At 71.1% G+C, this 17,525-nt stretch carries 17 protein-coding genes and 1 pseudogene; 14 read left to right on the top strand and 4 right to left on the bottom strand.

All coding sequences use genetic code 11. The annotated features are described in order from the left end of the window. The first annotated feature begins 121 nt into the window (after positions 1–121). From KGA66_RS10815 to KGA66_RS10800, 4 genes are all read left to right on the top strand, one after another. Positions 122–1,186 (top strand): BP39L family lectin, encoded by a 1,065-nt coding sequence (locus KGA66_RS10815; protein WP_211467329.1) that lies wholly within the window; start codon positions 122–124, stop codon positions 1,184–1,186. A 13-nt stretch (positions 1,187–1,199) separates the two neighbouring features. Next, entirely contained in the window at positions 1,200–1,940 is a 741-nt protein-coding gene (locus KGA66_RS10810) for a M50 family metallopeptidase (RefSeq protein WP_246507430.1), read from the top strand. Between the two features lie 268 nt (positions 1,941–2,208). Beyond that, positions 2,209–3,597 (top strand): DUF6421 family protein, encoded by a 1,389-nt coding sequence (locus KGA66_RS10805; protein WP_211467327.1) that lies wholly within the window; start codon positions 2,209–2,211, stop codon positions 3,595–3,597. 85 nt (positions 3,598–3,682) lie between these two features. Beyond that, positions 3,683–4,741: a threonine aldolase family protein gene (locus KGA66_RS10800; RefSeq protein ID WP_211467325.1), complete on the top strand. Its 1,059-nt coding sequence runs from the start codon at positions 3,683–3,685 to the stop codon at positions 4,739–4,741. Between the two features lie 138 nt (positions 4,742–4,879). Here KGA66_RS10800 and KGA66_RS10795 read toward each other — a convergent pair whose 3' ends face one another. Next, positions 4,880–7,219, bottom strand: a complete 2,340-nt coding sequence (locus KGA66_RS10795; protein WP_246507428.1) for a heavy metal translocating P-type ATPase — start codon at positions 7,217–7,219, stop codon at positions 4,880–4,882. 158 nt (positions 7,220–7,377) lie between these two features. Between KGA66_RS10795 and KGA66_RS10790 the strand changes: the two genes are divergently transcribed. The 9 genes and pseudogenes from KGA66_RS10790 (at position 7,378) to KGA66_RS10755 (ending at position 14,659) form a co-directional block, all read left to right on the top strand. After that, complete coding sequence (locus tag KGA66_RS10790; RefSeq protein ID WP_211467323.1) at positions 7,378–7,932, top strand: SixA phosphatase family protein; 555 nt, start codon at positions 7,378–7,380, stop codon at positions 7,930–7,932. Positions 7,933–8,269: 337 nt separating this feature from the next. Then, complete coding sequence (gene pstS, locus KGA66_RS10785) at positions 8,270–9,406, top strand: phosphate ABC transporter substrate-binding protein PstS (RefSeq protein ID WP_312886853.1); 1,137 nt, start codon at positions 8,270–8,272, stop codon at positions 9,404–9,406. 116 nt (positions 9,407–9,522) lie between these two features. Further along, a pseudogene (gene pstC, locus KGA66_RS32460) lies at positions 9,523–10,575 on the top strand (phosphate ABC transporter permease subunit PstC); the annotation flags it as partial. A gap of 21 nt (positions 10,576–10,596) precedes the next feature. Continuing rightward, positions 10,597–11,592, top strand: coding sequence for a phosphate ABC transporter permease PstA (gene pstA, locus KGA66_RS32455; RefSeq protein WP_438822032.1), 996 nt, complete (start codon positions 10,597–10,599; stop codon positions 11,590–11,592). Beyond that, on the top strand, positions 11,592–11,987 hold the full coding sequence (locus tag KGA66_RS10775) for a winged helix-turn-helix domain-containing protein (RefSeq protein WP_211467319.1): 396 nt from the start codon (positions 11,592–11,594) through the stop codon (positions 11,985–11,987). Before pstA ends, KGA66_RS10775 begins: the two co-directional genes overlap by 1 nt. A gap of 40 nt (positions 11,988–12,027) precedes the next feature. Next, a complete protein-coding gene (pstB, locus tag KGA66_RS10770; RefSeq protein WP_211467317.1) occupies positions 12,028–12,804 on the top strand; it encodes a phosphate ABC transporter ATP-binding protein PstB in 777 nt (258 codons plus the stop codon). A gap of 30 nt (positions 12,805–12,834) precedes the next feature. Next, positions 12,835–13,332, top strand: coding sequence for a MarR family winged helix-turn-helix transcriptional regulator (locus KGA66_RS10765; protein ID WP_312886852.1), 498 nt, complete (start codon positions 12,835–12,837; stop codon positions 13,330–13,332). Positions 13,333–13,370: 38 nt separating this feature from the next. Further along, positions 13,371–13,796 carry a TIGR03667 family PPOX class F420-dependent oxidoreductase gene (locus tag KGA66_RS10760; protein WP_211467315.1) on the top strand — a complete coding sequence of 142 codons (426 nt, stop codon included), beginning with the start codon at positions 13,371–13,373 and terminating at the stop codon, positions 13,794–13,796. 47 nt (positions 13,797–13,843) lie between these two features. Next, positions 13,844–14,659 carry a GNAT family N-acetyltransferase gene (locus tag KGA66_RS10755; protein ID WP_211467313.1) on the top strand — a complete coding sequence of 272 codons (816 nt, stop codon included), beginning with the start codon at positions 13,844–13,846 and terminating at the stop codon, positions 14,657–14,659. A 197-nt stretch (positions 14,660–14,856) separates the two neighbouring features. Here the strand turns inward: KGA66_RS10755 and KGA66_RS10750 are convergent, their stop codons facing one another. Further along, positions 14,857–16,113, bottom strand: coding sequence for an ROK family transcriptional regulator (locus KGA66_RS10750; RefSeq protein ID WP_211467311.1), 1,257 nt, complete (start codon positions 16,111–16,113; stop codon positions 14,857–14,859). Between the two features lie 193 nt (positions 16,114–16,306). Between KGA66_RS10750 and KGA66_RS32450 the strand changes: the two genes are divergently transcribed. Continuing rightward, on the top strand, positions 16,307–16,948 hold the full coding sequence (locus tag KGA66_RS32450) for a hypothetical protein (protein WP_211467309.1): 642 nt from the start codon (positions 16,307–16,309) through the stop codon (positions 16,946–16,948). Here the strand turns inward: KGA66_RS32450 and KGA66_RS10740 are convergent. After that, positions 16,923–17,294 carry a hypothetical protein gene (locus KGA66_RS10740; RefSeq protein WP_211467307.1) on the bottom strand — a complete coding sequence of 124 codons (372 nt, stop codon included), beginning with the start codon at positions 17,292–17,294 and terminating at the stop codon, positions 16,923–16,925. The two genes, KGA66_RS32450 and KGA66_RS10740, sit on opposite strands and share 26 nt — an antisense overlap. Next, complete coding sequence (locus KGA66_RS10735; protein ID WP_211467306.1) at positions 17,279–17,521, bottom strand: hypothetical protein; 243 nt, start codon at positions 17,519–17,521, stop codon at positions 17,279–17,281. Before KGA66_RS10735 ends, KGA66_RS10740 begins: the two co-directional genes overlap by 16 nt. Between the last annotated feature and the right edge of the window lie 4 nt (positions 17,522–17,525).

The raw sequence follows: 17,525 nt of genomic DNA, 5'->3' as shown, positions 1-17,525 counted from the left end.
CCCGCACCCGCACCCGCACCCGCACCATGAAATCTCTGCGAAACCGCGCCGTCGAAGCCCTCGATGACCCACCATGGAGACACGGCGAAGTGCACGAATCCGGGGAGGGAGGGGTCCACTCGTGGGCCGTGTCGGAGGGCAGCTTGCGGCCGGGTTGAGCCGCGCGCCGAACCGTCTGCACGTATTCCACATCGACTCCGGTGGGGTGCTGCGCTGCGCGGTCCAGGATGGCGGCGCATGGACGGCCGTCGCCCTGCCCCAGGCGGACGGGCTGCCGTTCGGCACCGACCTGCACCCTCCCGGCGCGCTGATGACCGGCTATCAGGCGCGCGGCGCGCAACTCGACGTGTTCGCCGTCGACCGGGACGGCATGCTGCGCGTGTACGTGACGCCCGAGGGACGCACCTGGCAGGCCGACGTGGTCCCCGACGCGGTCGGCATCCCACCGGGCGCGTGTATCGCCACCGGTTACCAGAGCGGCGGATCGGTACTGGACGTGTTCGTGGTCGGACGCAGCGGCGAGCCGCTGGTCTTCCAGGGCACCGACGACGGCCGCTGGTACTCGCGCCGGGTTCCGCTGGACCCGCCGCTGCCGCACGGGTCGAACGTGTCCACCGGCTATCTGGACGAACGCTCCCGGCTGGCCTTGTTCGGCATCGACCGCGCCGGTCGGTTGCAGGCGGTCGTCGAGACCGGCGACGCCGGGTGGCGTGTCGAAGCGCCGGACGCGCGCCTTTTGCAGGAGTTCGAACTGCCGCCGGGCGCGCCGCTGGCCACCGGCTATCCCGGCGGTGGAAGCGGGTTGGTCCTGTTCACCGTGGATGTGCACGGCCGGCTTTGTTCGTTCCGCCGGGAGCGTTTCGGCTGGGACGCCGGCGTGCTGCCGGGCGCGGGACTGCACGCGCCGTCCGCGCTGGCCACCGGCTACCGCGACGGCGGGCGGCAGTTGCTGGTGTTCCTCGTCGACGACGACGGCCGGCTGCGCCAGTACGCACAGGAACCGGACGGCTCGTGGTCGGTGGGCCTGGTGCCCGGCGGCGCCGGTCTTCCGCCGGGAGCGGCGGTGACCACCGGTTACCATGCCGACACGGACGAGTTGGAAGTGTTCGTACTCGCCGGGTTCTCCGAACCGCCGATCTACTACGCGGTGCGCGGCGGAGGCTGGACCGGACCACACCGGATCTAGCATCCTTGCCGACATGGCCGTGTCGAGTCTCAGCGAACTGTGGCGTGAGGTCACCGCCGCGCAGCCGACGACGCCGCGGTGGCTGGTGTTGACCGCCGCCACCGTCGCGTTGGCCACCGTCGCGTATCGGCCCGCGTGGCGGGTCGCGCGCAACGCCGTCACCATCGCGCACGAAGGCGGTCACGCGCTCGCCGCGCTGCTCACCGGGCGGCGGCTCAGCGGAATACGCTTACATGCGGACACATCCGGCGTCACCGTGTCATATGGGAAGCCTTATGGTTTCGGCATGGTGCTGACCGCGCTGGCCGGTTACGTCGCGCCGTCGCTGTTCGGCCTCGCGGGCGCGGCGCTGCTGGGCCGCGGTCATGTCACGGCGCTGCTGTGGGTCTGTGTCGGGTTGCTGGCGCTCATGCTGCTGATGCTGCGCAACTTCTACGGCCTGCTCGCGGTGCTGGCCACCGGCGCGCTGGCCTTCGTCGTGTCCTGGTTCGCCGATGCGAAGGTGCAGGCCGCGTTCGCGTATCTGGCGGTGTGGTTCCTGCTGCTCGGCGGCGTGCGCCCGGTCTTCGAGCTGCAGTGGCAGCGCCGCGGCGGCCGCGCCCCGAATTCGGACGCGGACCAGCTCGGCAAGCTGACGAGGCTGCCGGCGGGCCTGTGGGTGTTCGTGTTCGTGATCGTCGCGCTGGGCTCCATGCTGCTCGGCGGACACTGGCTGGTGCCGAGCGCTTTCCACGGGACCACCGTCGCGCATTAGGCAGTGTTGGGGAATGCCTCAAGGGGCGAATCCGACAAAGCGGCGGTCGAATCGTTGCCTTGATACATTCCCCAACACCGCCTAGCCGCCCCGGAAGACCGGCCGCCGCGGTCGGCCGCCCGGCGTCCATCACCCCTTGGCATGGGGTCCGCGGCAGCACGTGACAACCCCCTCGCATGCTCAGGTCTTGCGTTCATACGCCGCGTCGGCGAGAATTCTTCCACGAATCAAGCGTAAACAGCGTAAATTCTTCCGACGGAGCGGGCTGATGACGGAGATAGGTGTGATCCTCGACCACCCGGCCGGACGGCCAGCCGAGTCGGGGGCGCAGCGGCATCCGGCGTGGCAGCGGCTCGTCGCGGCCGTCGAGGAGATCCGGCCGCTGCAATCCAAGGACGGCTCGATCGACGCGGCAGCCCACGACCTCGCCGACGCCCGCGCCGCCGTGGGCGCGCTGCTCGACTCCCTCGAAGCTCTCGCTCCCCTGTTCCCGCACGACGCCGAGTACCACACCGCCGTGCGCGCGGACTTCAAGCGGTGGGCGGACGGCGGCTTCGGCGTGCCGGACTTCCTCGACTCGCTGCTCGCCTTCCGGCCCGAACGCCAGCGCGTCGACGGGCTGGAACACCTCGTGGTGTTCCCGATGTACACCCAGAACGGCAACCCGGACCGCAACATCGAGGCCGTGCTGCTGCGCGTGGTGTGGCCGGACTGGCTGGCCGAGCTGGAACGGACCCGCTATGACAACCCGATGTTCGTGCCGGTCGCGTTCACCGCGTTCACCGCCGGATACGACACGAACTCGGCCGTGCTCTTCCCGGAAACCGTCGCGATGCGCGAGGTGCCCGTCTTCACCTGGGGCGCGATCTTCTGCGACCGCGAGTGCGCCCGGTTCCGGGCCGTGACGAAGGCCGCCGCCGAGACCGTGCGGCTCGAACTTCCCGCCGAGGCCGCCGCGCTGATCGACTCGCAGCAGCACGCGCAGGACGCGTTCGTGCTGTGGGATCTGATCCACGACCGCACGCACAGCCACGGCGACCTGCCGTTCGACCCGTTCATGATCAAGCAGCGGATGCCGTACTGGCTGTACTCGCTGGAGGAGTTGCGCTGTGACCTGAACGCGTTCCGCGAGGCGGTCCGCCTGGAAGGCGAGGGTCTGCCGCAGGCGCGCGCGGTGCAGCACGCGATCCTGTTCGACCGGCTGTTCCGCTTCCCGATCACCGGCAACCGGGTGCGCAACTACGACGGGCTCGGCGGCCAGCTGCTGTTCGCGTACCTGCACAAGAACGACGTGCTGCGCTGGACGGACAACCGGCTGACCATCGACTGGCCGCGGGTGGCCGCGGCGGTGGTCGCGCTGTGCGAGCGGGTCGAGAAGCTCTACCGCGACGGCATCGACCGCCCGAAGACCGCGCACTGGATCGCCGCATACGAGCTGGTGGCCGAATATGTGACGCCGAACCCGGCGTCGGCGTGGGCGCTCGGGCTCAGCAGGCCGTGGGTGGAGGCGCTGCCGCTGGACGGTCCGCCCAGGGCACTGGTGGACAAGGTGCTGCCGGACGAGTTCCCGCTCAGCATGTTCTACGAGGCACTGGAGAAGAAGCTGCGCGGCGTGGTGGCCTCCACGAAGGGGATCACCGGGCAGACGACACGCTGACCTATGGTGCCTATGGTGGTATGCCGAGTCCGCCGCGCGACGACACGCGGCGGCGCACGAAACCAGGAGCAGTGAGCGCACCGACATGACCGTCCCACGACGCCACGACCCGCAGTCCCGGGGCTTCGCCAGCGACAACTACGCCGGCGTGCACCCCGAGATCCTCGCCGCGCTCGCCGTCGCCAACGGCGGCCACCAGGTCAGTTACGGCGAGGACGCGTACACCGAGCACCTGCAGGAGGTGTTCCGCGGGCACTTCGGCGAGCAGGCGACGGCGTATCCGGTCTTCAACGGCACCGGTGCGAACGTCGTGGGACTCCAGGCGATGACGGAGCGCTGGGAGTCGGTGATCTGCGCGGAGACGGCGCACATCAACGTGGACGAGTGCGGCGCCCCGGAGAAGGTCGCCGGTCTCAAGCTACTGACACTTCCCGCGCCGGACGGAAAGCTGACACCGGAGCTGATCGCCCGGCACGCCTGGGGCTGGGGCGACGAGCACCGGGCCCAGCCCCGGGTCGTCTCGATCGCGCAGACCACCGAACTGGGCACCTGTTACACGCCGGAGCAGATCGCGGCGATCTGCGAACTGGCGCACGGCCACGGAATGAAGGTCCACGTGGACGGGGCGCGGCTGGCGAACGCCGCCGCGACGCTCGGCCTGCCGCTGCGCGCGTTCACCACGGAGGCGGGCGTCGACGTGCTGTCCTTCGGCGGCACGAAGAACGGGATGCTGCTGGGCGAGGCGGTCGTGGTGCTCAACCCGGACGCCGTGCGCGGCATGCTCTTCCTGCGCAAGGCGGCGATGCAGCTGGCCTCGAAGATGCGCTTCGTCTCGGTGCAGTTCGAGGCGCTGCTCGGCGGCGACCTGTGGCTGCGCAACGCGGCGCACGCGAACGCCATGGCCCGGCGCCTCGCCGACGCGGTACGCGGGCTAGCGGGCGTGCAGATCACGCAGCAGGTCGAGTCGAACGCGGTCTTCGTGATCCTGCCGCGGGACGCCACCGCGCGGCTGCAGAAGCGTTTCCGGTTCTACACGTGGAACGAGCAGACCGGCGAGGCGCGCTGGATGGCGGCCTTCGACACGACCGAGGCCGACATCGACGCGTTCGCCGCCGCGGTGGCGCAGGAACTGCGCGAGGGCTGACCCCGGCCCCCGGCCGCTGCCAGGCCCCTCGCTCGCAGGCCCCTTACGCGCATTACTCCGGCCCTTACTTACAGACACCTTACTTACAGGCGCACACGTTGCTCATCGGCCCCCGCTCCCCGGCGACCCGTGCGCCGGTCAGCTGAACCGGCGCAGGCGCAGGCTGTTGGAGACCACGAACAGCGACGAGCCGGCCATGGCCGCGCCGGCGATCAGGGGGTTGAGAAGACCGGCCGCCGCCAGCGGGAGCGCCGCGACGTTGTAGGCGAACGCCCAGAACAGGTTGCCCTTGATGGTGGCCAGAGTGCGCCGCGAGAGCCGGATCGCGTCGGCCAGCGCGCGCGGATCCCCGCCCACCAGCGTCAGATCCGCCGCCTCGATCGCCGCGTCCGCGCCGGTGCCCATCGCCAGGCCGAGATCCGCCTGCGCGAGCGCCGCCGCGTCGTTCACCCCGTCGCCGACCATCGCCACCACCTTGCCCGCCGCCTGCAACCGCTTGACCTGCTCGACCTTCTCGACGGGCAGCACCTCGGCGAACACGTCCCCGGGCGCGATACCCACCTGCTCGGCGATACGGCGCGCCGCGCGAGCGTTGTCGCCGGTCAGCAGCATCGGCGTGAGCCCGAGGTCGCGCAGCCGGGCTATCGCCTGCGCCGACCCGGGTTTGACCACGTCGCCGACCACGAGGACCGCCCGGGCCCGGCCGTCCCAGGCCACCGCGACGGCGGTCGCGCCCTGCTGCTCGGCGGCCGCGTGCGCCTGCTCCAGTTCCGCGGGAACGGCGATGCCCTCCTCGGCCAGCATCCGCGGCCGCCCCACCACGACCTCGCGCCCGTCGACGACCCCTTGCACGCCGAGACCGTCGGTGTTGCGGAACCGCTGTACCGCGGGCAGGTCGCCGAGCCGTTCGGCCGCGGCCTTCGCCACCGCGCCCGCGATCGGATGCTCGGAGGCTGATTCGACGGCTCCGGCGTACCGGAGGATGAGCTCCTCCCGCTCTCCCGCCGCCGGGACGGTCCGCAGCAGCGTCATCGCGCCGGTGGTCACCGTCCCGGTCTTGTCCAGCACGATCGTGTCGACCCGGCGGGTGGACTCCAGCACCTGCGGGCCCTTGATCAGAATGCCGAGTTGCGCGCCGCGCCCGGTTCCGACCAGCAGCGCGGTGGGCGTCGCGAGCCCGAGCGCGCACGGGCAGGCGATGATGAGCACGGCGACCGCGGCCGTGAAGGCGCGGGCGGTGCCCTCTCCGGCGGCCAGCCAGCCGATCAGCGTCGCCACCGCCAGCACGACGACGACCGGGACGAAGACCGCTGAGACCCGGTCCGCCAGCCGCTGCACCGCGGCCTTCCCGGTCTGCGCCTGCACCACCAGCTGGGCGATCTGCGCCAACTGCGTCTGCGCGCCGATCCGCGTCGCGCGCACCACGATCCGCCCGCCCGCGTTGACGGTCGCGCCGGTCACCGCGTCGCCCGGACCGACCTGCACCGGGACCGACTCCCCTGTCAGCAGGCTGGCATCGATCGCGCAGCGTCCCTCGACGACCTCGCCGTCGGTCGCCACCTTCTCCCCCGGGCGCACGACGAACAGGTCCCCGAGCGCGAGCCGGCCGATGGGCACGCGCGTCTCGCGCCCGTCGCGCAACACCGCCACGTCCTTCGCGCCGAGGTGCAGCAGTGCCCTGAGAGCCGCGCCGGACCTGCGCTTCGCGCGCGCCTCGAAGTACCGCCCGGTGAGGATGAAGACCACCACCGCCGAGGCCACCTCGAGGTAGATCGCGCCGGTTCCCGAGCCACTGGCGACCAACTCGAACGGCATTCGCATGCCCTCGTGGCCGGCGTCGCCGAAGAACAGCGCGTAGAGCGACCAGCCGAAGGCGGCGAGCGTGCCGAGCGAGATCAGCGTGTCCATCGTGGCCGCGCCGTGCCGCAGGTTCGTGTACGCGGCGCGGTGGAACGGCCAGCCGCCCCAGATCACGACCGGCGCGGCGAGGGTCAGCGACAGCCACTGCCAGTTGCGCAGCTGCAATGCCGGAATCATGGCCATCAGCAGCACCGGCAGCGCCAGCACCGCCGAGATGACCAGGCGCTGGAGCAGCGCGGCGGCGGGATCGGCCGCCGTGTCCCGCGTGTCCGGCGCCGCGCCCGCGGCATCCTGGCCCGCAGCGGCGTCCTCGTCGCCGGGCCCGGCGAGTCCGACGAGCGGCTCGGGCACCGCCGCCGTGTACCCGGCCGCCTCGACGACTGCGATCAGGTCCTGCTCGCTCAGCGTGGCGGGGTACTGGACGCTGGCCTGCTCGGTGGCGTAGTTGACGCTCGCGGTGACGCCGTCGAGCTTGTTCAACTTGCGTTCGACGCGCGCGGCGCAGGAGGCGCAGGTCATCCCGCCGATGTCCAGGTCCGTGCGCAAGCTGACGACCGGGTCCTGCGCCCGTGTCGCGCCCGCCATGTCCGTCGTGTCCGTCGTGTCCGTCGTGCTCATGGTCGCCTCACTGCCGCCGCGTCCGCGCCGCTCCCTGTCTCGATGATACCCCCGGAGGGTATGAGACGGTACCCCGGGCGGGTATGACCGCGGGCCTGAGCGGGCGGTCGCGAACCGTCGCGCATGCACCAAAGCACGCACTCTGCCAAGCTGGACTGGTGACCGAACCCGTCACCACGAGGCACCTGCTCATCATGCGTCACGCGAAGGCCGCTTGGCCTCAGGTCGAGGACCGGCTGCGCCCGCTGGCCGATCGAGGCCGCCGCGACGCCCCCGCCGTCGGCAGGTGGCTGCGCGAGACCGCACTGCGGCTCGACGGCTTCACACTCGACCGTGTCGTGTGCTCGCCCGCCCGTCGCACCCGCGAGACCTGGGAGTTGGTCGCCGGTGAGCTCGACGCCCCGCCACAGCCGGTCTACGACGGCCGCGTCTACGCCGCCACGGCGGCCACGCTGCTGACCGTGCTGCGCGAGACGCCGCCGCGGGTGCGCGGCCTGGTCCTGGTCGGTCACAACCCCGGCATGCAGAGCCTCGCGGTAGCCCTGGCCCACGAGGACTCCGGCGAGCCGCTGGAACGCATCCTGGACAAGTACCCGACCTCGGGCGTCGCGCTGTTCCGGGTCGAGGGCGCCTGGTCGCGGCTGCTGCCCGGCAACGCGCTGCTGACCGAGTTCGCGGTCCCGCGCGGCGCGGCCGGGGAGCACGAGGAGTGACCACGCTCCGCGGCTTGGCCCCGACGCTCGGCGGCGCGGCCGGGAGCGTGGGACACTGTGCCAGGACGGGTGACGTTTCGGTGAACACCTTCGCAACCGACCGTGCCGACTGCGATCTTCCCGCAGGCCAGAGCACGTATAACCCGCCCAAACCGGACGCCCGGGGAGTCCTCCCAAAAGTCCCGCACTGTATACCCGGCGTTCACCTTCCCCGGCTCATCGATTCACTTCGGCTCTTTACGTTCGCAGTCGTCAGCACGAAACAGGCTCATGACCGGCCGGAGGCCGGCCCCGGTTCGCGGGGCGCGGATCCGGCTCGAACGGAAGGGACTTCCCCGTGAAGCTCCAGCGGTACGTCGCCGTCGCCGGCGCCGGGCTCATCGCCACCGCCACGCTCGCCGCGTGCGGTTCCAACAACAACAGCCCGACGGCGAGCGGCTCCTCGGCAGCCGCCTCCGGCTCCTCTTCGGCCTCCTCGGCTTCGGGCATCTCCTGCGCCAGCGGCACCCTGACCCTGGCCGGATCGAGCGCGCAGAAGAACGCGATCGACAAGTGGACCAAGGACTACCAGGGCGCGTGCTCGGGCGCGACGATCAACTACAACCCGAGCGGCTCGGGCGCGGGTCTGACCTCGTTCCAGCAGAACCAGGTGGACTTCGCCGGCTCCGACTTCCCGATGGCGACCACCGACGTGCCCAAGGCCGACGCGCGCTGCGGCTCGGGCAACAACGCGATCGACATCCCGCTGGTTCCCGGCGCGATCGCGGTGATCTACAACGTCTCCGGCGTGACCAGCCCGCTGAACCTCTCCGCGCAGACGCTGGCGAAGATCTTCAACGGCAAGATCACCACCTGGAACGACCCGGCGATCACCAAGGACAACCCGGGCGTCTCGCTGCCGAGCACGAAGATCACCACGTTCCACCGCGCGGACAAGTCCGGCACCTCGTACAACTTCTCGAACTACCTGAACCAGACCGACGCCGCGGACTTCCCGGCGAAGGCCAACAAGGCGTGGCCGGGCTCCGGCGGCCAGGGTGAGAACGGCTCGGCGGGCGTGGCCCAGGCGGTCAAGACCACCTCGGGCGGCATCGCCTACGACGAGATCTCCTACGCCACCGCCAACAGCCTGCAGACCGCGAAGGTCGGCAACGCCCAGGGCCAGTTCGTCGAGGCGACCACCGCGAACGCCTCCGCGTTCATCGCCAAGGCGAAGGTCAACCAGAACGACAACGGCATGCAGCTGGCGTTCGACTACTCGTACTCGGACCCCAGCGCCTACCCGGCGGTGCTGGTCACCTACGAGATCGCCTGCGGCTCGGGCAACAACTCCTCGCAGCTGGCGCTCATCAAGAGCTTCCTGGACTACGGTGTGAGCACCACCGCGCAGACCGAACTGCCGGGTGCGGGTTACGTGCAGCTGCCGACCAACATCCAGTCCCAGGTCAAGACCCTGATCGACTCGATCAAGTAAGCCGCTGACCGTGTGCCCGCCGGCGGTGACCGGTGGGCACACGGTCCGTGAGCCGGACCGCGCGCGCGGGCCCCGGCGTCGTTGCATCCCCCACGCCCGTATCTGTCAGGAGAACGATGAGCGGCGAGCGTCCGGCCGTTACCGACACCTCCGGCCCGAGCGGCCCCGGTCCGGACCGGGCCGACCTGAGCGCCCCGGAGCAAGTTTCGAGCACGGCCCGCCCCTCCGGTCCAGGACGTTTCCGGCGCGGCCCGGCCGCCGCACTGACCGGCCGTTCCCGGCGCGGCGACGGCCTTTTCGCCGGGGGCGCGCGCGGCAGCGCGCTGTTCCTGCTGGTGCTGATGGGCGCGATCGTGGCGTTCCTGATCAGCCAGGCCATCCACGCGATCAGCGCGGACTCGGTGAACTTCCTGGCCGCGTTCGAGTGGAACCCGGACGACGACCCCTCGGTGTGGGGCGTCGCGCTGGTGGCCTGGGGAACCCTGGTCACCTCGCTGTTCGCGCTGGCGATCGGCGCCCCGATCGCGGTGGGCGCGGCCCTGTTCATCAGCCAGTACGCCCCGCGCCGGCTCGCGCAGGTGCTCGGGTACGTGGTGGACCTGCTGGCGGCGGTGCCCTCGGTGGTCTACGGCCTGTGGGGCATCATCTTCCTGGTCCCGCACATGGGCGGGGTCTCCCGGATCGTCTCCGCCGTGCTCGGCTGGATCCCGATCTTCCACTACGACGGCGCGCCCGCGCCGCGATCCGTGTTCGCGGCCGGCATCGTGCTGGCGATCATGATCCTGCCGATCGTGGCCGCGATCTCCCGCGAGGTGTTCCTGCAGACCCCGCGCGAGAACATGGAGGCCGCCTACGCGCTGGGCGCCACCAAGTGGGAGATGATCCGCCTGGCGGTGCTGCCCTACGGCCGCTCCGGCGTGATCAGCGCGATCGTGCTCGGTTTCGGCCGGGCGCTGGGCGAGACGATCGCGGTGGCGATGGTGCTCTCGCAGACCGGCACGTTCTTCACGCACTTCCTGGAGCCGGGCGGCAACACCATCGCGGCGAACATCGCGATCCAGTTCAAGAACGCCTTCGACGTCGGCCGCGGCGCGCTGATCGCCTCCGGCCTGGTGCTGTTCGTGATGACACTGCTGGTCAACTACCTGGCCCGGTGGATCGCGCGACGCGGCGTCATCAGCGACGACGGCATGGCGGCCGGCACCGACGCCGACCAGAGCGCCGCCGGCGCCGCGGCTCCGGTGGCCAGCCCGGTCGACGTGTACCACCACCACGCGATCAACCCGCGCGACGCGCACCAGGACCCCGGCTTCGCAACGCGTTCGCTCAGCTCGGTCGCGCCGCGGCGCCGGCTGACCAACCTGGCCGCGAGCGGCTCGGTGGCGGCGGCCTTCCTGCTGGCGGTGCTGCCGCTGGCCTCGATCCTGGTGCTGGTGATCAGCAACGGGGCGAGGGGCTTCGGCGGCAACTTCCTTTACCACTCGATGCGTAACATCGCCGAATCGGACCCGGGTGGCGGCGCCTACCACGCGATCCTCGGCACGCTGGAGCAGGCCGGGCTCGCCGCGCTGATCGCGGTGCCGATCGGCGTGATGGTCGCGATCTACCTGGTGGAGTACGGAAGCGGCTGGCTGGCGCGCTCGGTGACCTTCATCGTGGACGTGATGATGGGTCTGCCCTCGATCGTGGCCGGCCTGTTCATCCTGTCGCTGTGGATCCTGGCGTTCGGATTCAAGGACTCCGGGTTCGCCGGGTCGCTGGCGCTGATGATCCTGATGCTGCCGCTGGTGATCCGATCCAGCGAGGAGATGCTCAAGCTGGTGCCGCACGCGCTGCGCGAGGCGTCCTACGCGCTGGGCGTGCCGAAGTGGCGCACCGTGCTTCGGGTGGTCGTGCCCACCGCGCTGCCGGGCATCGTCACCGGCGTCATGCTGGGTGTCGCGCGCATCATGGGCGAGACCGCGCCGGTGCTGCTGGTGGTCGGGTTCACCTCCTCGATCAACCAGAACCCGTTCAGCGGCGCGCAGGGCTCGCTGCCGTTCTTCATCTACAACGAGGCCACGCAGCCGTACCAGCCCGCGATCGACCGGGCCTGGGCCGGGGCGCTGACCCTGATCCTGATCATCATGATCCTGAATCTCGCCGCGAGGCTGCTGGCCTGGTGGAAAAAGCCCGGGCGGGCCTGATGACCACTGGCACGACGCGTCCCTCCCCATCGGCGCACAGCACTCACGCCGCATATGTCGCCGTGGCGCCGCAGACCCTGGGCCGGCTGCGCCTGCTGACCGTCGGCTCGGTCGAGCTGAACCTCGACGGGATGGCGGTGCGGATCGCCGGGCGCGGCGTGCACATGGCTCCCAAGGAGTTCGAGCTGCTGGCCGTGCTGATGCAGAACGCCGGCCGGCTGCTCACCCGCAGGCAGCTGCTGGACGCGGTGTGGGGCGAGGATTACCCCGATCGCAACAAGACGCTCGACGTCCACATCCGGCGGCTGCGCCGGCACCTGGAGGTCGACCCGGACGCCTACGCCAGGATGCGCACGGTGCGCGGCCTGGGTTACGTGTTCGACATCGCCGACTAGCGGACCGAAATTTCCGGAAGCGAGAAGGAAGAAACTCACGATGGCCAAGCGGATCGACGTCTCCGGGATGTCCGCGTACTACGGCGGCTTCAAGGCGATCGACGACATCAGCCTGACGGTCGAGCCGCGCACGGTGACCGCGTTCATCGGCCCGTCCGGCTGCGGCAAGTCCACGGTGCTGCGCACCCTCAACCGCATGCACGAGGTGATCCCCGGCGCGCGGGTCGAAGGCAAGGTTCTGCTCGACGACGTGGATCTCTACGGCCAGGGGATCGACCCGGTCGCGGTGCGCCGCACGGTCGGCATGGTCTTCCAGCGGCCCAACCCCTTCCCCACCATGTCCATCTACGAGAACGTCGCCGCCGGACTGCGCCTCAACGGCCTGAAACACAAGGGCGACATGGACGACCTGGTGGAGCACTCGCTGCGGGGCGCGAACCTGTGGGAGGAGGTCAAGGACCGCCTGCGCAAGCCTGGCGCGGGCCTGTCCGGCGGCCAGCAGCAGCGCCTGTGCATCGCGCGGGCCATCGCGGTCTCCCCGGACGTGCTGCTGATGGACGAGCCCTGCTCCGCCCTCGACCCGATCTCCACCCTCGCCATCGAGGACCTGATCGCGCAACTGAAGGCCGAGTACACGATCGTGATCGTGACGCACAACATGCAGCAGGCCGCCCGCGTGTCCGACCGCACCGCGTTCTTCAACATCGCCGGCACCGGGCAGCCGGGCAAGCTGATCGAGATCGACGACACCGCGCGGATCTTCGCCAACCCCTCGCAGCGCGCCACCGAGGACTACATCACCGGCCGCTTCGGCTGAGCACGGCGCGGCCCCGGGTAGAGTTGCGGCGTGGCCGCCGCTCCGCACGTACCTGCCGACGCGTACGCACTCACCGACGTGGTCGCGCGGTTGCGCCGGGTGCTGCGCGCGAGCATCCGGGCGGACTACCCGTGGGAGTCGCTGCCCATGGCGCAGGTCGAACTGCTTCAGTCGCTGGCCGAGTCGGCTCCCGCGCGCGTCGGCGACCTGGCCGTGCGGCTGCGGCTGGCTCCCTCCACCGTCAGCGGGCTGATCAGCCAGATGATGGCCGTGGGGCTGGTGGAGCGCGGCACGGATCCGGCGGACCGGCGGGTCGCGGTGGTGGAACTGAGCGAGCACGGCCGGCGGCAGTTGGCGGACTGGCACGGCGCGCACCGCGAGCGGATCGCCGCCGCGCTGAGCGAACTCGATCCGCGGGAGCGCGCCGCGATCGAGACCGCGCTGCCCGCCCTGTCGCTGCTGGTGGACCGGCTGGCCGAGCAGCCGCGGGAGGGCAGCCGCAGCGGCGGTGTCGGACCCTGCCGGTAGCGTCTGCTCCTGATCGACGCGAGAAGGAGCCGAACACCGTGGAGTCGACCGCATATCTACCGGCCGCGGACCGCGAGCGGGCCGAAGCCCGGCTGCGCCACAATCTCATGGCCTGGCTGACCACGGTGCGCCCGGACGGGCAGCCGGTGACCGTGCCCGTCTGGTTCCTGCTACGCGAAGACGACACGATCCTGCTCTACAGCACGCCGCAGGCGGCCAAGCTGCGCAACATCGCGCAGAACCCGAAGGTGAGCCTCGCGCTGGACGTGTGCGACCTCGGCCGCAACGTCGTGCGCCTCCAGGGCGTCGCCCGGGCGAGCGGCGACGAGCCGGGCGCCGAGAAGAACCCCGCCTACCTGGCCAAGTACGCCGAGCGCATCGCAGCGCTCTTTGAAACCCCGGAACGGTTCGCCGCCCGGTACCGAGCGGCCGTGGTCATCACTGCGTCGCGAGTGTTCGTCTGATCGCCGGCCGGCGAAACCCGGTTGCGGCCGCTCCTACGCTGTCGCATGTGACTGATTTCGGGGAACTGCTCGCCGCCTACGACGCGAACACCCGCGCCCGCATCCCCGACCCCGCGCCATCCGGAGTCGAGTACGAGTGGGACGGCGCGCTGCTGCGCACGATCGGCCAGCACCGCGGCTTCGTCGAGACGCCCCGCGACCCCGGCGTGCGCGGCGCCGCGCTCGACGCGCTGATCGCCCGGCAGCGCGACTACTTCGCGGCGCGCGGCCAGGCCGTGGAGTGGAAGACCCGCGGCCACGACCTGCCGGACGACCTGATCGACCGGCTGACCGCAGCCGGGTTCGAGCCCGAGGAACGCGAGACGGTGCTCATCGGCGAGGCCGCGGCGCTCGCTGCCGAGCCGGCGCCGCCGCCGCCGGGCGTGACGCTACGTCAGGTCACCGAGTACGAGGACCTGCGCCGGATCGCCGCCATGCACACCGAAGTGTGGAACGAGGACCGCAGCTACCTCGCCGACCACCTGGCCCGAAGCATCGCCACCGCGGCGGGCGGATTCCTGGTCTTCGCCGCCGAGGCGCAGACGCCGACCGGACCGCAGGTGGTCTGCGCCGCCTGGCTGACGCTGCGCGAAGGCACGGGCTTCGCAGGCTTCTGGGGCGGCTCGACCCTCGCGCGGTGGCGCCGGCGCGGCGTCTACCGCGCGCTGGTGGCGCGACGCGCGCAAGTGGCGGCCGCACACGGCGTGAAGTACGTGCAGGTGGACGCCTCGGAGAACAGCAGGCCGATCCTGCGGCGCCTCGGCTTGCACGCCGTGACGACCACGACCCCGTACGTCTGGACGCCGCTGCCGAACGCCCGCTAGTGTCCTGCGCCGGAAATCCGCCGTGAAAATCGGCCCCCGCATCCCGCCTGGCCGCGTTGCCGAAACGCCCACAGACGACCCACTGCGTTGATTGAGCACCGCGAGGGTGTTCCGGCGCCTTGCCAGCCGGGCGCGGATGACCGGACGTGCGCAGCCAGGTCGAGCAGAGTCATGCGACGGATTTCCGGCGCGGGACGCTAGGACGCGCTCTGATTCCTTGGCGGGCGGCTGCCCGCGGCGAGGAAACCGGCCACCGGCAGTGTCGCAGCGCCGCGGGCGACGGCGTCCGGGCCGAGCTGACACAGACTCAGCTCGACGTTGGCGAACGCGTGCCGCAGCGCGTACTCGCGGGCGACCTCACGTACGCGCGGCAGCAGGCGCGCGCCGAGCAGCAGCCCGGCCCAGCCGCCGAGCGCTATCCGCTCCGGATTGAACAGGTTGATCAGGTTCGCGACGCCGACACCGAGGTAAACGGCCGTCTCCTCCAGCACCGCCGCGGCAGCCGGCTCGCCGCGCTCCTGCGCCGCCAGGATCGCCGCGAGCGCGCCCTCCTCGCTCGCCTCGGCGGGCGGCCCGGACGGCGAGCCGGCGGGCCCGACCTCGCGAAAGCGCTCGATCACCGCCTCCGCGCCGACGTACGCCTCCAGGCAGCCGCGCGCGCCGCAGCGGCACGAGCGGCCGCCGACCTGCACCGTCGTGTGCCCCCACTCGCCCGCACTGCGTCCGGTCCCCCGGTACGGCGCACCGTCCACCACGACGCACGCGCCGACACCGGACCCGATCAGCGCTATGACGGCGTCCCGGGCGCCGCGGCCGGCCCCGAACCACATCTCCGCCTGCCCGAGCGTGGTCGCGCCGTTGTCGATGTACAGCGGCAGGTGCGCGCGCACCCCGCCGGCCTCGCGCAGCAGCCGCTCCAAGGGCACCGCGTCCCAGCCGATCGTCTGCCCGTGCACGACCGCGCCGAGTTCGGGGCTATGCGCCACGACTCCCGGCACCCCGACGCCGACTCCGATGATCGTCTCCTGGCGCACCGCGCCGGCCGCGAGCACGCCGCGCAGCCCGGAGTCGATGCGGTCCACCACGGCAGCCACGTCGCGGCAGCCGTCCGGCAGCGGGTACTCCTCGCGGGCGAGCACCGCCAGATCGAGCGTGAACAACTCGACCAGGACCCGCGTCTCACCCACGTCCACCCCGATGGCGTGCCAGCGCGGGCAGTCCACCTGAAGCAGGATGCGCGGCCGCCCGCCCTCCGAGCCGACCGAACCGACCTCGGCGACCAGCCCGTCGCCGATCAGATCGCCGACGACGTTGCTGACCGAGGCCGCGCTCAGCGTGGTGGTGTCGATCAGGTCCTGGCGGCTGAGCGGGCCGTCGAAGTACAGCCGCCGCAGCAGCAGCGAGCGGTTCGACCGCCGTAGGTCGCGCACGGTCCGCATGACGCGCTCGGCCATCGGTCCCCTTTCCGCCTATCCAGCCGGCATCCCTTGACGGGATTATTCCGCACGAGTTAAATCACAACGCGAAATAAGTCGGTTCGCCCGTTCACCGCACGGCTTTCGACGGGCGAGACGCGACACAGCGAACCCTAATCCCACCCGCACCTGGCGGGCCGCCCGGCGCAGCGGCCAGAAGGCGAGAGCGTCCATGGCCCCACCGAACCTACCGCCCGGCCGCGTGGCCGGTCCGCGCAGCCTGATCGTCACCGCCGCAGTCGGCGCGCTCACGGCCGGCGGCCTGCTGCTGGCCACCCCCGCGCACGCCGCGGGCGAAGCCGTGAACCTCTGGCTGACCACGACGAACGACTCCGGCGGCCGCAACGTCGTGCGCGGCCTTCAGCAGCAGTCACCGCTCTCGTTCGCCTCCGGTTCCGGCAGCGGCGGCGTCACCGTGACCGTCGACGAGAACACCCGGTACCAGCAGTTCACCGGCGCGGGCGCGTCGATGACCGACACCGCCGGCTGCCTGCTCGGCAGCAGCGGCGTGCTGTCCGGCGCCACCCGCAACGCCGTGATGACCAAGCACGCAGCGCGCCGCAGGCACCCGAAGCCACGCCCGGCAACGCCGCACAGGCATCCAGGCTCGGGGAGACGTGCCCGGACACCCACCTACGGGCCACGCGGCGCAGGCCCCGTCATCGGCTCCAGGATGGAAACCTCATGGACCTTCGATCCCGAAACGGGTGGACCTCCCTGCGGAGTAGCCCCGCGCCGGGTGACGTTGACGCCGCGCGCCCAGCCTGCGGCGCGGTCCGCTCGCGCGCCTACTCAGCCGAGTCCGGCGCATTGACCGCCAGCGCGCCCGCGAGCTGCCCGACCGCACACCACGGCTTACCGTCCAGATACCAGCAGGCGACCCCGGAGTCTGCCGAGGCCCACAGCGGTTTGCCGTTGACTTCCGGCCACGCGCCGTGGCGCTCGTCGATCACGTCGTCTTGGAACGTGGAGGCCAGCAGCGCTACCGCCGCCTCTACCTCGCGCGGGTTCGCAGAGGTCTGACGTCCCTGGAACTCGAAGACCGTCAGCCCCTCGCCCCAGCCCGCACCAGGGTCGTCGACCACGCTCACGCTCCCGAGACCGACGCCGGACAGATCCGCGTTGAGCCGGTCGAGAATGAAGGTCAGGCGAGCTTGCATTGGAAGTAGAACACCTCTTCTTGACCGTTGGGACGCTTCACACTGCCATCGATCCGGAATATCCCGCCGCTTGGCAGGTAGCGCTTGTTCTTCGCATCGACGACCGCCGAACCGTGCGGCGGGTACGGCTGCGTCTCGAGGAAGCCGCAGCAGCGCCCGCACCACACGCACAGCCCGCCGCCCCGAACATCACCGGAGCCAGCACCACCGCCGCCGCCAGCGGCCATATCA

This window comes from Actinocrinis puniceicyclus (genome assembly GCF_018283645.1).
Classification (GTDB): domain Bacteria; phylum Actinomycetota; class Actinomycetes; order Streptomycetales; family Catenulisporaceae; genus Actinocrinis; species Actinocrinis puniceicyclus.
This window is presented reverse-complemented; position numbering and strand designations above follow the sequence as displayed.

Excerpts from the sequence above, each read along its gene's own strand:
- KGA66_RS10810 (WP_246507430.1), top strand. The coding sequence starts at position 1,200 with ATGGCCGTGTCGAGTCTCAGCGAACTGTGGCGTGAGGTCACCGCCGCG.
- KGA66_RS10805 (WP_211467327.1), top strand. The coding sequence starts at position 2,209 with ATGACGGAGATAGGTGTGATCCTCGACCACCCGGCCGGACGGCCAGCC.
- KGA66_RS10800 (WP_211467325.1), top strand. The coding sequence starts at position 3,683 with ATGACCGTCCCACGACGCCACGACCCGCAGTCCCGGGGCTTCGCCAGC.
- KGA66_RS10795 (WP_246507428.1), bottom strand. The coding sequence starts at position 7,219 with ATGAGCACGACGGACACGACGGACACGACGGACATGGCGGGCGCGACA.
- pstA (WP_438822032.1), top strand. The coding sequence starts at position 10,597 with ATGGCGGCCGGCACCGACGCCGACCAGAGCGCCGCCGGCGCCGCGGCT.
- KGA66_RS10775 (WP_211467319.1), top strand. The coding sequence starts at position 11,592 with ATGACCACTGGCACGACGCGTCCCTCCCCATCGGCGCACAGCACTCAC.
- pstB (WP_211467317.1), top strand. The coding sequence starts at position 12,028 with ATGGCCAAGCGGATCGACGTCTCCGGGATGTCCGCGTACTACGGCGGC.
- KGA66_RS10750 (WP_211467311.1), bottom strand. The coding sequence starts at position 16,113 with ATGGCCGAGCGCGTCATGCGGACCGTGCGCGACCTACGGCGGTCGAAC.
- KGA66_RS32450 (WP_211467309.1), top strand. The coding sequence starts at position 16,307 with ATGGCCCCACCGAACCTACCGCCCGGCCGCGTGGCCGGTCCGCGCAGC.
- KGA66_RS10740 (WP_211467307.1), bottom strand. The coding sequence starts at position 17,294 with ATGCAAGCTCGCCTGACCTTCATTCTCGACCGGCTCAACGCGGATCTG.
- KGA66_RS10735 (WP_211467306.1), bottom strand. The coding sequence starts at position 17,521 with ATGGCCGCTGGCGGCGGCGGTGGTGCTGGCTCCGGTGATGTTCGGGGC.